We start from the raw sequence: 14,287 nt of genomic DNA, 5'->3' as shown, positions 1-14,287 counted from the left end.
TCACCGTACGGCAGGAAAAGCAATGCCGGTGTTGCCGGTACGGCGTACATGCCGTACCGGCAACACCGGCGATGTTCGTCAGACCAGTGGCCGGGCGGTCGGCGGGATCGCGACCGGGAGGGCCGTCTGGCCGGTGAGGTAACGGTCGGCGGCCGAGGCGGCGGAGCGGCCCTCGGCGATCGCCCACACGATCAGCGACTGGCCGCGGCCGATGTCTCCGGCGACGAACACACCGTCCACGGAGGACATGTAGCCCTTGTCGCGGGCGACGTTGCCCCGGGCGTCGAAGAACTCGTCTCCGGCGGTCTGGGCGAGCTCCTGCAGCAGGCCGTTCTTCTCCGGGCCGACGAAGCCCATCGACAGGGCGACCAGTTCGGCCGGGATCTCCCGTTCGGTTCCGGGGATCGGCTTGAATCCCGCTCCCGGGCCTTCGACCTCGACCAGGCGCAGTGCCCGGACGTTGCCGTCGGCGTCGCCGACGAACTCGGTGGTGGAGACCCCGTAGACCCGGTCGCCGCCGCCCTCGGCCAGTTCCTCGTGGGCGCTCTCCATCTTGAACAGCATGGGGAACGTGGGCCACGGCTGGCTGCCGGGACGCGTCTCCGGGGGCCGGGGCATGATCTCCAGCTGGGTGATCGACGCGGCGCCCTGGCGGACCGCGGTGCCGATGCAGTCGGCTCCGGTGTCGCCGCCGCCGATCACGATGACGTGCTTGCCCTCGGCGCTGATCGGGGAGACGGGGTAGTCGCCCTCCTGGACCTTGTTGGACGGGGGCAGGTATTCCATCGCCTGGTAGATGCCCCCCAGGTCGCGTCCGGTGACGGACAGGTCGCGCCACTGGGTGGCGCCGCCCGCCAGGACGATCGCGTCGTACTCCTCGCGGAGCCGGGCCGCGGTGATGTCGACGCCGACGTTGACGCCGGTGCGGAACTCGGTGCCCTCGGCCCGCATCTGCGCGAGTCTCCGGTCGATGTGCCGCTTCTCCATCTTGAACTCGGGGATGCCGTAGCGGAGCAGGCCGCCGATCCGGTCGGCGCGTTCGAACACCACCACGTCGTGTCCGGCTCTGGTGAGCTGCTGGGCGGCGGCCAGGCCCGCGGGGCCCGAGCCGACGACCGCGACCTTCTTGCCGGTCTTCGAGGTCGGGGGCCGGGGGGTGACCCAGCCCTCGGCGAAGGCGCGGTCGATGATCTCGACCTCGACCCGCTTGATCGCGACGGGGTCGGAGTTGATGCCGAGCACGCACGCCGCCTCGCACGGAGCCGGGCACAGGCGGCCGGTGAACTCTGGGAAGTTGTTGGTGGCGTGCAGGCGCTCGATGGACTCCTGCCAGTCGTCGCGGTAGACGAGGTCATTCCATTCGGGGATGAGGTTCCCGAGCGGGCAGCCGTTGTGACAGAACGGGATGCCGCAGTCCATGCAGCGCGCGGCCTGCTTGGTCAGTTCGGGCTTGGGGAAGTCCTGGTAGACCTCCCGCCAGTCGCGGATGCGGACATCCACGGGGCGGCGGGCCGGCAGCTCGCGTTCGTGAGTGAGGAAACCCTTAGGGTCAGCCATCGGTCGTACCTCCCTTAATCCTGAACGGTCTGGTGGGCGCGGCCGGTGACGGCCTGGATCGATGCCGGCGTCGTCGCCGGACGGTCCGATGAGCGTGGTCGGCGGGCGCCGCCGGCGGGCGTCGTTTCCGGGTGGCGGCCCGGTGAGCGCGGCCTGCCGTGGGCGCCGATCCGTGTCGGCATCGGCGTCATCCCTGGACCGCCGCGGCCATGACGGCCTCGTCGATGTCGCGGCCTTCGAGCCGGGCGGATTCGGCGGCCTTCAGGACCCGCTTGTAGTCCTTCGGCATGATCTTGCTGAAGCGGGACGGGTCCCAGTCGGTGAGGAGCGTCTTGGCCACCGTGGAGCCGGTCTCGGTCATGTGTGCCTCGACGATCTCCCGCAGTGCTTCGGAGTCGGCCTCGGTCAGCGTCTCGATCTCCACCATCTCGCGGTTGATCCGGGCGAGGTTGAGGTCGAGCAGGTAGGCGATGCCGCCGGACATGCCCGCCGCGAAGTTACGGCCGGTCGGGCCGAGGACGACGACCTTGCCGCCCGTCATGTATTCGCAGCCGTGGTCGCCGACGCCCTCGACGACCGCGGTGGCGCCTGAGTTGCGGACGCAGAACCGCTCCCCCATGACGCCCCTGACGAACGCCTCACCGGAGGTCGCGCCGTACAGGCCGACGTTTCCGGCGATGATGTGACCTTCCAGCGGGGCCTCGTCGTGGGGCTGGACCGTGATCCGGCCGCCTGACAGGCCCTTGCCGAGGTAGTCGTTGGCGTCGCCGGTCAGCCGCAGCGTGATGCCCTTGGGCAGGAAGGCGCCGAAGGAGTTGCCGGCCGAGCCGGTGAAGCGGATGTCGACGGTGTTGTCGGGCAGGCCCGAGCCGCCGTACCGCTTGGTCACCTCGTGGCCGAGCATGGTGCCGACCGTGCGGTTGACGTTGCGGATGGGCAGGTCGAGCGTGACCCGCCTGCCGTCCTTGAGCGCGCCTTCGGCGAGCTGGATCAGGGTGTGGTCCAGGGCCTTGGCCAGCCCGTGGTCCTGGCCCTGGGTGCGGCGGAGCGCGGCGCTCGCGGGCAGTTCCGGCTGGTGCAGGATCGGCGCGAGGTCCAGGCCGCCGGCCTTCCAGTACTGCTCGGCCGAGGTGGTGTCCAGCATCTCGGCGTGGCCGACGGCCTCGTCGAGGCTGCGGAAGCCCAGCGCGGCGAGGTGCTCGCGGATCTCCTCGGCGATGAACTCGAAGAAGTTGATCACGAATTCGGGCTTGCCGGTGAACCGCTTGCGCAGCTCGGGGTTCTGGGTGGCGACGCCGACCGGGCAGGTGTCCAGGTGGCACACGCGCATCATCACGCAGCCGGAGACGACCAGCGGGGCGGTGGCGAAGCCGTACTCCTCCGCGCCGAGCAGCGCGGCGACGATCACGTCTCTGCCGGTCTTGAGCTGGCCGTCCACCTGTACGGTGATCCGGTCGCGCAGGCCGTTGAGCAGCAGCGTCTGCTGGGTCTCGGCCAGGCCGAGCTCCCAGGGGGCGCCGGCGTGCTTGAGCGAGGTCAGCGGGGACGCGCCGGTGCCGCCGTCGTGGCCGGAGATGAGCACGACGTCGGCGTGGGCCTTGGACACGCCCGCCGCGACCGTGCCGACGCCGACCTCCGCCACGAGCTTGACGTGCACCCGGGCGGCGGGGTTGGCGTTCTTGAGGTCGTGGATGAGCTGGGCGAGGTCCTCGATGGAGTAGATGTCGTGGTGCGGCGGCGGCGAGATGAGGCCGACGCCGGGGGTGGAGTGCCTGGTCTTGGCGATCCACGGGTAGACCTTGTGGCCGGGCAGCTGGCCGCCCTCACCGGGCTTGGCGCCCTGGGCCATCTTGATCTGCAGGTCGTCGGCGTTGACGAGATACTCCGAGGTCACGCCGAAGCGGCCGGAGGCCACCTGCTTGACGGCCGAGCGCCGGGCGGGGTCGTTCAGCCGCTCGGAGTCCTCGCCGCCCTCGCCGGTGTTGGACTTGCCGCCCAGCTGGTTCATCGCGATGGCGAGGGTCTCGTGCGCCTCCATCGAGATGGAGCCGTAGGACATCGCGCCGGTGGAGAACCGCTTGACGATCTCGCTGACCGGCTCGACCTCGTCGATCGGGACCGGTTCGCGGACGCCTTCCCTGAACTTGAACAGGCCGCGCAGGGTCATCAGCCGCTCGGCCTGGGAGTCCACCAGGCCGGTGTACTCCTTGAAGACCTCGTAGCGGCGCGAGCGGGTCGCGTGCTGCAGCTTGAAGACGGTCTCGGGGTTGAACAGGTGCGGTTCGCCCTCGCGGCGCCACTGGTACTCGCCGCCGACGTCCAGGCGGCGGTGCGCGTTCTCGGCGCGCGGGTAGGCCCGCTGGTGGCGGAGCGCGACCTCCTGGGCGAGGATGTCGAAGCCGATGCCGCCCAGGCGGGAGGTCGTCCCGGCGAAGCAGGTGTCGATGACGTCCTGGCCGAGGCCGAGCGCCTCGAAGATCTGCGCGCCGGTGTAGGAGGCGACCGTGGACACGCCCATCTTGGACATGACCTTCAGCACGCCCTTGCCGTACGCCTTGATGAGGTTGCGCACGGCCTTGTGCTTGTCGATCTCCAGGGTCCCGGAGTCGATCATGTCCTCGACGGTCTCGATGGCGAGGTAGGGGTTGATCGCGGCCGCGCCGTACCCGATGAGGAGCGCCATGTGGTGCGCCTCGCGGGCCTCGCCGGTCTCGATGACCAGGCCGACCCTGGTGCGGGTCTTCTCGGCGATCAGGTGGTGGTGGACGGCGCCGGTGAGCATCAGCGACGGGATCGGCGCCAGGACGTCGGAGGAGCCCCGGTCGGAGAGCACGAGGACCCGTGCCCCGCCCCTGATCGCCTCGGAGGCCTCGGTGCAGATCTCCTCGATGCGGTGGAGCAGTGCCTCGCCGCCGCCTCTGACCTCGTACAGGCCGGAGATCACGTGCGGGTGGAAGCCCGGCAGCGCGCCCTCGTCGTTGATGTGGATGATCTTCGCGAGCTCGTCGTTGTCGATCACCGGGTAGGGCAGCACGAGCTGGCGGCAGGAGACCGGGCCCGGGTCGAGCAGGTTCCCCTCGGGGCCGAGCGTGCTGGCCAGGGAGGTGACGAGCTCCTCGCGGATCGCGTCCAGCGGCGGGTTGGTGACCTGCGCGAACAGCTGGCTGAAGTAGTCGAACAGCAGGCGGGGCTTCTCGCTGAGCACCGCGACGGGGCTGTCGGTGCCCATCGAGCCGATCGGCTCGATGCCCGCCTTGGCCATCGGCGACAGGATGATGCGCAGCTCTTCCTCGGTGTAGCCGAAGGTCTGCTGCCGCTTGATCAGCGCCTCGTGGGTCGGGACCTCGTGCGCGCGGGCCGGCAGCTCCTCGAAGCGGACCAGCCCGGCGTGCAGCCAGTCGGCGTAGGGCAGTTCGGCGGCCAGCTCGGCCTTGATCTCGTCGTCCTCGATGATCTTGCCGAGTTCGGTGTCGATCAGGAACATCTTGCCGGGCTGCAGGCGGCCCTTTCTGACCACGTTCTCCGGCGCGATGTCGAGCACGCCCGCCTCGGAGGCCAGCACGACCAGTCCGTCCGCGGTGACCCAGAACCGGCCGGGGCGCAGCCCGTTGCGGTCGAGGACCGCGCCGACCAGGGTGCCGTCGGAGAAGGTGATCGAGGCCGGGCCGTCCCAGGCCTCGAGGAGCGTGGAGTGGAACTCGTAGAACGCCCGCCGCGCGGGGTCCATCTCGGTGTGACCCTCCCACGCCTCGGGGATCATCATCAGCACGGCGTGCGGCAGCTTGCGCCCCGCGAGGTGGAGGAGCTCCAGCGTCTCGTCGAAGGAGGCGGTGTCGGAGCCGCTCGGGTCGCAGATCGGGAAGAGCCGCGACAGGTCACCCGGAAGGTTGGCGGTCTCCAGCATCGCCTCGCGGGCGCGCATCCAGTTGCGGTTGCCCTTGACGGTGTTGATCTCGCCGTTGTGGGCGATGTAGCGGTACGGGTGCGCCAGCGGCCAGGAGGGGAAGGTGTTGGTGGAGAAGCGCGAGTGGACCAGTGAGATCGCGGTCTCGTAGCGCTCGTCGCTCAGGTCGGGGAAGAACGCCTCGACCTGCAGCGGGGTGAGCATGCCCTTGTAGACGATCGTCCGGGAGCTCAGCGAGGGGAAGTAGACGTCCACCTCGTGCTCGGCGCGCTTGCGCAGGCAGAAGGCCAGCCGGTCGAGGTCGAGGCCGGTCTCGCCGTTCGGGGAGGCCACGAACAGCTGGCGGAAGAACGGCATCACCGCGCGGGCGCTGGGCCCGGGAAGCTCCGCGTCGACCGGGACGTCGCGCCAGCCGAGGACCGTGAGGCCCTCCTCCGCGGCGATCTCCTCGATCATCCGCACGCCGATCTCGCGGGCTTCGGAGTCGCTGGGCAGGAAGGCCATGCCGACGGCGTAGGCACCGGCCGGAGGCAGGGAAAGATCTACCACCGCGCGGAGGAAGGCATCGGGGATCTGCGTCAGGATCCCGGCTCCGTCACCGGTGTCTGGTTCGCTACCCTGGGCCCCCCGATGATCGAGATTGCACAGCGCGGTCAAGGCCTTCGCGACGATGTCGTGACTACGGCGGCCGGCCACATCCGCAACCATGGCGACACCGCAGGCGTCGTGCTCGTGCGAGGGGTGGTACAGGCCCTGAGGCTCGGGAAAGCCGAGGTGGGCAGCAGGCATTGAATCCCTCCCGTCGTCTTGCTTCTTTGGAACAAGCAAAGGGACGACGTTGGCCCTGCTGCGTGGTGGGTAGACATTACCGTACCCTGCCGGAAACCTGCCTACCCGGTCCGAATCGCACGTATTTAGTGCTGGTTCGCCCCGATTCGTTGAACGCCGCAGCGTGGCGAGGCATTCCAGGTCCGGGCTTTAAGGTGGGCCAATGGAACCGAGTGGCCCGATGGACCCGCTGATGGCGCTCGTCGCGCGTGCGGGAGTGGACGGCAGGCGACTGCGGAACGCGCTGGCGGCGCTGAACGACGGGCGCTGGTGGACGCTCGCGGAGCTGGTCCGGGAGACCGCGACGTCACGGCGGACCATCGAGTCCCTGCTGCGCGAGGTCGAGCTGGAGCGGTCCGGCGACCGGTTCCGGCTCCCCAAACCTCCGGCGGGCCTCGCGGATCCCCCGGATCGGACGGGTTCCACGGGCCCGGCGAGTCCCGTGGACCCGACGGGTCTCACGGGCCCGGCGAGCCTGACCGGCTCCACGGGTCCGGCCGTCCGCGCGGGTCTCACCGGCTTCACCGGCTTCACCGTGAGCAAGGCCGTACCGGCCGACCCGGTGGCGCACCTGCTGCCGGATCACACCGGCCTGGTCGCGCGAATGGACGAGCTGATCACCAAGGCGCCCCGCGGCCGCCACACGCTGGATCACGTGGCCGCGACGGCCGACACCGTGGTCAGGCGGGCGCTGCTGCTGGACGCCCGGTTCTGGCTGGACGGCGCCCGGCTGTTGTGCGTGGGCGACCACGACCTGACCTCGCTGGCGACCGCGATGCTGCATCCCGGGGTCGAGGTGACCGTCGTGGACCTCGACGAGCGCATCCTCGCCTACATCGCCGACCAGGCCGACCGGCTCGGCCTCAACGTACGGACCCGCTGGGCGGACCTGCGCCTGGGCCTGCCCGCCTCGGCCCAGGCCTGGGCCGACCTGGTGATCACCGACCCGCCCTACACCCCCGAGGGCGTCGGGCTGTTCGTCGCCCGCGGCGTGGAGGGGCTCCGCGACCGCGAGCAGGGCAGGATCCTGCTGGCCTACGGCGCGAGCGAGCGCACCCCGGCTCTCGCCCTCAAGGTGCAGCACGCCCTGTCCCAGCTCAACCTCGTCAACGAGGCGATCTATCCTGACTTCAACCGCTATCTCGGCGCGGAGGCCATCGGCTCGGCCGCCGACCTGTACGTCCTGCGTCCCACCACCAAGACCTGGCCCGCCGTGGCCGCCCGCGTCGACGGCTACGGCACCGCCATCTACACCCAGGGCCCGCAGTCCGTGGAGTCCACCGGCCCCGCCGAGCCCGCGCCGGCCGCCTCCCTCGGCGAGTTCACCCCCGAGGTACTGGTCGGCGAGTGGCCGGGGGACGTGTTTCCCAAGGTGCCCCGGGCGCGCCTGACCACCTGGCTCGCCAAGCCCCACGCCACCGACCCCGCCCGGGTCGCGATAGCCGTCCCCGCCGCCCTGGAGGCCGCGCTCCCCCGGCTCCTGCTGGCCACCCGCGCCCAGGACATCCGGATCACGCTGGCCGGGCCGCCGAAGGACCTGCCCGCCGACCTGCTCTCTCCCGTCTACGAGCTCACCGCCGACGGGAGCGCCGTTCACGTCGTACGGCTGCCGCCTCCCACCACGGACATGGGGCGGATCCTGCGCCGCATCCTGGACAACGCCCACGGCAAGCTCGCCAACACCTGGCGCGAGGCCCTCATCAGAGCCCGGGGCGATCTGACCAAGAAGCAGGCCAGGGCGGTCATCACCGCCGTCGCCCCCTGGGCCGACGACGTCACCGTCCTCGAACTGCCCGCCCACCGCCTCCAGGAGCTCCCCGCCGCGGTGGCGAGCTCGCTGACCGTGCCGAGCGAGACGTAGCGGGACGGCCCGACCCCTCGGGCGAAACGCGGCGAGGCGGCCGAGGGCGGGACATCGCGGAGCGGCCGGCCCCCGGGCGGCACGTCACCGAGCGGAGGAGATCCCCGCCCCGGCGGCGCGCTCCCTCAGAGCAGCAGCCGCTGCTGGATGACCAGGCTGAGGCCGTCCACCGCCACCTGCGCGTAGGTCAGGTCCACCTGGTCTTCCGGCGCCGCCGGGCCGACCCAGCTCAGGGTGACGTAGTGCCCCAGGGCACGGGCCTGTGCCCAGCTTCGGGCGCCGTCGAAACCGGCGGGAGTGCCGGGTGCGAGCCGTACGAAACCGCCGTTCCCGAGGGCGGCCACGAGCTTGTCGGCGGCGGCGGAGTCGGCCAGGTTGAAAATGATGAACTGCCCGGAGATCTGGCCGTCCGGGGTCTCGTAGCGGGCCCGCAGCGCCTGTGTGCACCCGGCGACCGCGCCCTCGGCGCTGCCCCACACCGCCTGGGCGCAGTCGGTCAGCGTCTCGGTCCCCTTGACCGTGAGCGTGGCCGCGCCCGAGGTCACCGACCCGCCGGGGAAGATCTCGGCGACGGTCAGCGGCTCGGGGTCGAGAGCGCGGGTGGCGATGGGGTCGTAGTGAGCCGAGGTCGGCTCACCGCGGAAGACGGCCGCACGCGGGGCGGCCTCGCCGCCCCGCGTCCACAGGAACACCGCCGCCCCGGCGACCACGACCAGCACGACGCCGACGATCCACTTACGCATGACAGACGACCCTACTGGGACCGGCGGGGGCTAGGGCGCCGGAGTCGCGCTGGGATCGGCCGCGACGACCCGGCGGAACACCGCCTTCTCCGCGCCCCGGACCGTCAGGCCCAGGGAGAGGAAGTCGTCTCTGGGGCCCGGATCGGCGCCGTCCGCGCGGCCGTACCAGACCAGGCCCGCGTAGTGGCCCATGGCGTGGCCGCTGCCCTCGGTGTGACCGCCGACGGGGAAGACCGCCTTGTCCGTCTCCAGGATCTGGACCCAGCCGCCCCGGTGCAGGGTGGTCAACGTCTGGACGAGCGCGTCGGCGGAGGCGGTGTCGCGCAGGTTGAGCAGGGTGTACTGGGCGACGTAGCGGCCGTCGGAACTGGTGTAGATGCCCCGGGCGGCCTGGGTGCACCCTCCCTGGGCGAGCAGGTCCACCAGCTCCTGGCCCCAGACGGCCGCCGCGCAGTCGGCGTCCAGGTGGGTGCCCGCCAGCTGCAGCGTGATTTTGTCCCCCTTGAGGGTCTTCTCGGCGAAGACGTCCTTCAGCGTCAGGGGTTTGGGGTCGGCCTCGCTCTGCGCGATCGGCGCGAACAGCTTGGGCGAGACCCAGCCCTTGTAGGTGTCGGGCCGGGGCTGGCTGCCGATGGCCGAGGAGGCGGCCCGCTCGGGCACGTAGGTGCCGCCGATCGCGTTGACCGCGAGGATGAAGCCGACCACGGCGACCACCACGCCGACCACCGACCCGACGACCACCACCAGCCGCTGCTGGAGCCGGCTCAGGCCCCATTCCTCAAGGCGGGGGACGTTCCAGGGTTCCTTCGGCTTTTTCGCCCGCCTCGGCTCTTTCGCCGGCTTCGGCTCCTTCGGTTCCTTCACTGCCTGGGTCGCCCTGACCGGACTGCGGCGGCGCCTGCGCGGGGGTGTGCTCATCGGTCAGCTCCCTCCCAGGAGGTTGCCCAGGGTGAAGGTCAGGCCGGCCGCGACCACACCGACGAGAAGCTGGCGGAGCCCGCTGTACCACCAGCTGCGCGCGGTCACCCGGGAGACCAGCGCACCCGCGCCGAACAGGGCCAGGCAGGAGAGCACCGCCGAGGTCACCAGGCTGGTGACCCCCAGGAGGTACGGCAGGAGCGGCAGGAGCGCGCCCACGCTGAAGAACAGGAACGAGGAGAGCGCGGCGATCCTCGGCGAGGGCAGATCTTCGAGGGTGACGCCGAGCTCTGCGCTGGCATGCGCCTCCAGAGCCTTCACCGGATCCATCGAGATCTGCCTGGCCACCTCGGCCGCCACGACGGGGTCGACGCCGCGGCCCTCGTAGAACTTGGCCAGTTCTTCCTGCTCGGCTTCGGGATGACGCTCGATCTCGTTGCGTTCGACGTCGATCTCGGCCAGGGCGAGCTCTCGCTGGCTGGCCACCGAGACGTACTCGCCGCCGGCCATGGAGAACGCGCCGGCCGCGAGGCCGGCCACCCCGGCCAGCACGATGACCCTGGTGCTGGCCGTGCCGCCGGCGACCCCCGCGATCAGGGCGAAGTTCGAGACGAGCCCGTCCATCGCGCCGAACACCGACGGACGCAGCCAGCCGCCGTTGACATCACGATGCTCATGATGGATCTCGGCGCGGCCCCCCGGGCTCATCGCCGCTCTTTCTCTCCCTCGGACACGGCGTCGACCGTGACGTCTTCGTGGAGAGCGCCGTCCTTCCCGGGCACGACGACCTTCTCAGCCGCCACCTTGTGACGCTCGTCGTCCGCGCCGGGCTCCCGGGCCGGTTCGGTCACGACGACGCTCTGGGGCAGGTCCTGAGGCTCCTCGCCCGCGGGGCCGGACGTGTCGGCCTGGTCGGCCGGATGCGCCGGATCAGCGGATTCCTCGGCGCCTTCGCCCAGCGTGCCCGCGATCGCCTCCGGCTCCCCGTCCCTCGAAGGCCCCTCGCCGTCCCTGGCGGCCTCGCCGGCAGTGTCGTCGGCGTCGTCGGCGTCGTCGGCGTCGTCGGCCTGGTCGGACGGGTGCGCCGGGTCGATGGAGCCCTCTGCGCCCGGCGAGCCCAGGGCGAGCTCCGGCGTCATGCCGACCTGCTCGTCGTTGGTCTTGTTCCTGGCGTACCAGAAGTAGATCATCGCGCCGATGAACACGATGATCGAGGTCCACTGGTTGAGCCGCAGGCCCAGGATGTGGTGGGCGGTGTCGACGCGCAGGCCCTCGATCCAGAACCGGCCCACGGTGTAGCCCGCGACGTAGAGCGCGAACACCCGGCCGTGGCGCAGGGCGAACCTGCGTCCGACCCAGATCAGGGCAAGGCCCAGGGCCAGGTCCCAGATCGACTCGTACAGGAACGTGGGGTGGTAGGTGTCCACGCCCGGCACCGTGCCCGGCCTGTCGGGGTCGATCTCCAGGCCCCACGGCAGGTCGGTGGGGCTGCCGAACAGCTCCTGGTTGAAGTAGTTGCCCCATCGGCCGATGGCCTGGGCGATCACGATGCCGGGGGCGATGGTGTCGGCCACCGCGCCCAGGGAGAGTCCCCGGTTGCGGCAGCCGAACCACACTCCGAGGGCGCCGAGTGCGACGGCGCCCCAGATGCCCAGGCCACCGTTCCAGACGTACAGCGCCTCGATCGGCTCATTGGGCGCGTTGGGTCCGAAGTAGAGCTGCCAGTCGGTGATGACGTGGTACAGGCGACCACCGACCAGGCCGAACGGCACGGCCCAGACGGCGAGGTCCACGATCGTGCCGGGCTCACCGCCGCGGGCACGCCAACGGCGTTCACCGATGACGACCGCGACGATGACGCCGAGCACGATGCACAGTGCGTAGGCCCGAAGCGGGACCACACCGAAGAGATGCCAGACCCCCTGGGAGGGGCTGGGAATCGAGGCGAGGGGCATGTCAGGTGACGTTACCGTGTTCGCAGACTACTTTGCGGCATCAAGAATAGCCTGACGCAGCGAGGCCGGCTTGAAGGCCACGTCTTGACTCAGCTCCTTGCCGTCGAGTTTCAGCGTCGGCGTGCCCGTGAGCTTCTGGGTCTCCAGGATCTTGGTGCTGTACGCGGTGTGTTCGGGTGCCTTTTCCTGACCGGTCACGCATTTTTCGAAGTTCGGAGCGGTGACTCCCGCTTCCTTGCCCCAGGCGACCAGATCACTGATCTTGAACCCTTCCGCGGTCTCCGAAGGCTGCTCCTTGAACAACCTGTCGTGATACGTGATCCACGGAGTGCCGCCGGGAATGCAGCGGGAGGCGGCTCCCGCACGGACGGAGTTGCCACGGGTGACGGGCGTGGTGAAGATCGTGATCGGGTGGTAGACCACCTTGGCCTTGCCCTCGGCCGCCAGATTCTTGATCGTGGCTCCGCTGGTCTCCTCCAGAGCCTTGCACGCGGGGCACTGGAAGTCCTCGTAGACGTCCAGGACGGGCTTCTCCACGCCCGTCTTGGCCATCACGACGGAACCGTCCGCGGCAACGGTGATCGGCGCGATCGCCGTGGTGGCCTGCTCGGACTCGCTGCCCTTGGCCGCGACCCACCAGCCTGCCCCGACCGCGGCCAGTGCGACCACGACCGCGGCCACAATGGTCACCATGCGCCTCATCCGCTCCTTCTGCCGCTGCTCCTCGCGCTGCGCCTTGACGCGGTCACGCGCCGACTGATCCCGCGCGGCCTTGCCCATCAGCGATTCTCCTTTTCATGGGGCTCCTCCTCGTCACCCTCGATGCCGTCGTATGGCTCCTGCCCGGGGACCAGCCCCAGCGCGGAGTCCAGCGCGAACCGTCCTGGTGCGAACCAGGCGATGAGCACGCCGAGCACGAAGAAGCCGAAGTCCCGCACGATGTCGAAGAGATAGTTGGGCTCCACTCCCGCCTTGAGCGGACCTCCGCCGCCGAAGCAGCCGCAGTCGATCCGCAGCCCGCGGGCCCACGCCGAGGCGATGCCGATGACGAACGCCAGCATGAGCAGCGCCGAGATGGCGCCCGCGACACGGGTGAGCAGCCCGACAATCAGCAACACCCCTAGGACGATCTCCAGGATGGGCAGGCCGTAGCCGACCACCGTGGCGAGAGAGTATGGAAGCAGTTCGTATGCCTTGACCGCCTGCACCGAGAGCACAGGAGTGCCGATCTTGCCCCAACCAGCGACGATCAGCACGCCCGCCAGCAGCAGACGCGAGACGGTCGTTACCCAGAGTAGCGTTGAACCCACCGCACGCGACCTAAGAGGCGCGGGCTTATCGGAAGTCACAAGCACCTTCGTCTCCTATCCGGGCGCCCGGCACGGCCGTCCCCTGCGGGTGCCCGCTGTATCTGAAGGAAACCCCATCATGAGCTGGATAAGCGTCGGATAAACCGGTCGGCCTAAAGCAGAAGGGAGAGTGACGATGGACGGAGTACCACGATAGCAATCTGAGCCCTCGGACACGCCGGGAGGGCGGCATGACACCACCGAAGCGGCTACCCACCGCGATCGACGCGGGTCTCAGGGTAGCGGGAAACGGCCGGCCCGGAACGGAGACGAAAATGCGGCCGCCCTGCCGGACGGCCGCATTCCAGACGGGATTCCAGATGAAACGATCAGCCTCGGACGCCCGCCGCCAGCTCGGCGCCCAGCTCGCGGACCGCGGCCAGGCCGGAGGCCTCGTCGGGGGCGTCCAGGATGCGGCGGATGAACGCCGAGCCGACGATGACGCCGTCGGCGTAGCCCGCCACCTCCGCGGCCTGCCGGCCGGTGCCGACGCCCAGCCCGACGCAGATCGGCAGGTCGGTGTGGACACGGGTCCGCTCGACCAGGCCCTGCGCCGCCGAGCCGACCGACTCGCGGGCGCCGGTGACGCCCATCAGCGAGGCCGCGTAGACAAAACCGGTGCAGCTGTCGATGACGGCCTTGATGCGCGTCTCGGGAGAGCTCGGCGCGACCAGGAAGACCGTGTCGATTCCGACCGCGGCGCTGGCCGTACGCCAGGGCTCGGACTCCTCGGGGGTCAGGTCGGGGGTGATCGTGCCCGTCCCGCCCGCGTTCGCCAGGTCGCGGGCGAAACGCTCGGCGCCGTAGCGGTCGATGGGGTTCCAGTACGTCATGACCAGCGTGGCGGCGCCCGTCTTGGCCACGCCCTCGACCGTGCGCAGCACGTCGGCGATACGGGTGCCGTTGGTCAGCGCCCTGTGCACGGCGTCCTGGATCGTCGGGCCGTCCATGAGCGGGTCGGAGTAGGGCAGGCCGATCTCGATCACATCGCAGCCCGCCTCCACCATGGCGGTGGCGACGGCGATCGCACCGTCCTGCGTGGGAAATCCAGCGGGAAGGTATCCGATGAGGGCGGCGCGATCGTCCGCCTTCGCCTTGGCGAACACCGTCTGAAGAGTCGTCATCGTTGAGTTCCGTTGCGGTTCGTGGCCTCCGTCCCCTCCGGGCGCGGC

At 70.3% G+C, this 14,287-nt stretch carries 10 protein-coding genes; 1 reads left to right on the top strand and 9 read right to left on the bottom strand.

The features are described from left to right. Positions 1–78 precede the first annotated feature (78 nt). Both DKM19_RS12975 and gltB read right to left on the bottom strand, forming a co-directional pair. The gene (locus tag DKM19_RS12975; RefSeq protein ID WP_110695912.1) at positions 79–1,557 is read right to left on the bottom strand and encodes a glutamate synthase subunit beta; all 1,479 of its coding nucleotides are present in this window, start codon (positions 1,555–1,557) and stop codon (positions 79–81) included. Between the two features lie 187 nt (positions 1,558–1,744). Next, positions 1,745–6,250 (bottom strand): glutamate synthase large subunit, encoded by a 4,506-nt coding sequence (gene gltB / locus DKM19_RS12970; protein WP_204358773.1) that lies wholly within the window; start codon positions 6,248–6,250, stop codon positions 1,745–1,747. A 202-nt stretch (positions 6,251–6,452) separates the two neighbouring features. Here gltB and DKM19_RS12960 point away from each other — a divergent pair, with 202 nt between their 5' ends. Then, a complete protein-coding gene (locus DKM19_RS12960; protein WP_239514222.1) occupies positions 6,453–8,150 on the top strand; it encodes a bis-aminopropyl spermidine synthase family protein in 1,698 nt (565 codons plus the stop codon). Between the two features lie 125 nt (positions 8,151–8,275). On the opposite strand, the gene DKM19_RS12955 is transcribed toward DKM19_RS12960, so the two are convergent. The 7 genes from DKM19_RS12955 to trpA all read right to left on the bottom strand — a co-directional run bounded on the left by DKM19_RS12955 (position 8,276) and on the right by trpA (position 14,239). After that, positions 8,276–8,893, bottom strand: coding sequence for a hypothetical protein (locus DKM19_RS12955; protein WP_110695911.1), 618 nt, complete (start codon positions 8,891–8,893; stop codon positions 8,276–8,278). 30 nt (positions 8,894–8,923) lie between these two features. Beyond that, positions 8,924–9,811 carry a hypothetical protein gene (locus tag DKM19_RS12950; protein ID WP_162641458.1) on the bottom strand — a complete coding sequence of 296 codons (888 nt, stop codon included), beginning with the start codon at positions 9,809–9,811 and terminating at the stop codon, positions 8,924–8,926. A 3-nt stretch (positions 9,812–9,814) separates the two neighbouring features. Next, positions 9,815–10,519, bottom strand: a complete 705-nt coding sequence (locus DKM19_RS12945; RefSeq protein ID WP_089206085.1) for a VIT1/CCC1 transporter family protein — start codon at positions 10,517–10,519, stop codon at positions 9,815–9,817. Beyond that, the gene (gene lgt, locus DKM19_RS12940; protein ID WP_239514221.1) at positions 10,516–11,766 is read right to left on the bottom strand and encodes a prolipoprotein diacylglyceryl transferase; all 1,251 of its coding nucleotides are present in this window, start codon (positions 11,764–11,766) and stop codon (positions 10,516–10,518) included. The genes DKM19_RS12945 and lgt overlap by 4 nt, the downstream gene beginning before the upstream one ends. A 27-nt stretch (positions 11,767–11,793) precedes the next feature. Next, positions 11,794–12,546: a thioredoxin domain-containing protein gene (locus DKM19_RS12935; RefSeq protein ID WP_110695909.1), complete on the bottom strand. Its 753-nt coding sequence runs from the start codon at positions 12,544–12,546 to the stop codon at positions 11,794–11,796. Next, positions 12,546–13,076: a MauE/DoxX family redox-associated membrane protein gene (locus DKM19_RS12930; protein WP_239514220.1), complete on the bottom strand. Its 531-nt coding sequence runs from the start codon at positions 13,074–13,076 to the stop codon at positions 12,546–12,548. The genes DKM19_RS12935 and DKM19_RS12930 overlap by 1 nt, the downstream gene beginning before the upstream one ends. 368 nt (positions 13,077–13,444) lie before the next feature. Then, positions 13,445–14,239, bottom strand: a complete 795-nt coding sequence (gene trpA, locus DKM19_RS12925) for a tryptophan synthase subunit alpha (protein ID WP_110695907.1) — start codon at positions 14,237–14,239, stop codon at positions 13,445–13,447. Positions 14,240–14,287: the final 48 nt, after the last annotated feature.

It is taken from the genome of Streptosporangium sp. 'caverna', from assembly GCF_003203775.1.
In the GTDB taxonomy this organism is placed as follows: Bacteria; Actinomycetota; Actinomycetes; order Streptosporangiales; family Streptosporangiaceae; genus Streptosporangium; species Streptosporangium subroseum.
The sequence above is the reverse complement of the archived record's forward strand: the minus strand, read 5'-3'. Positions and strand labels throughout refer to the sequence as shown.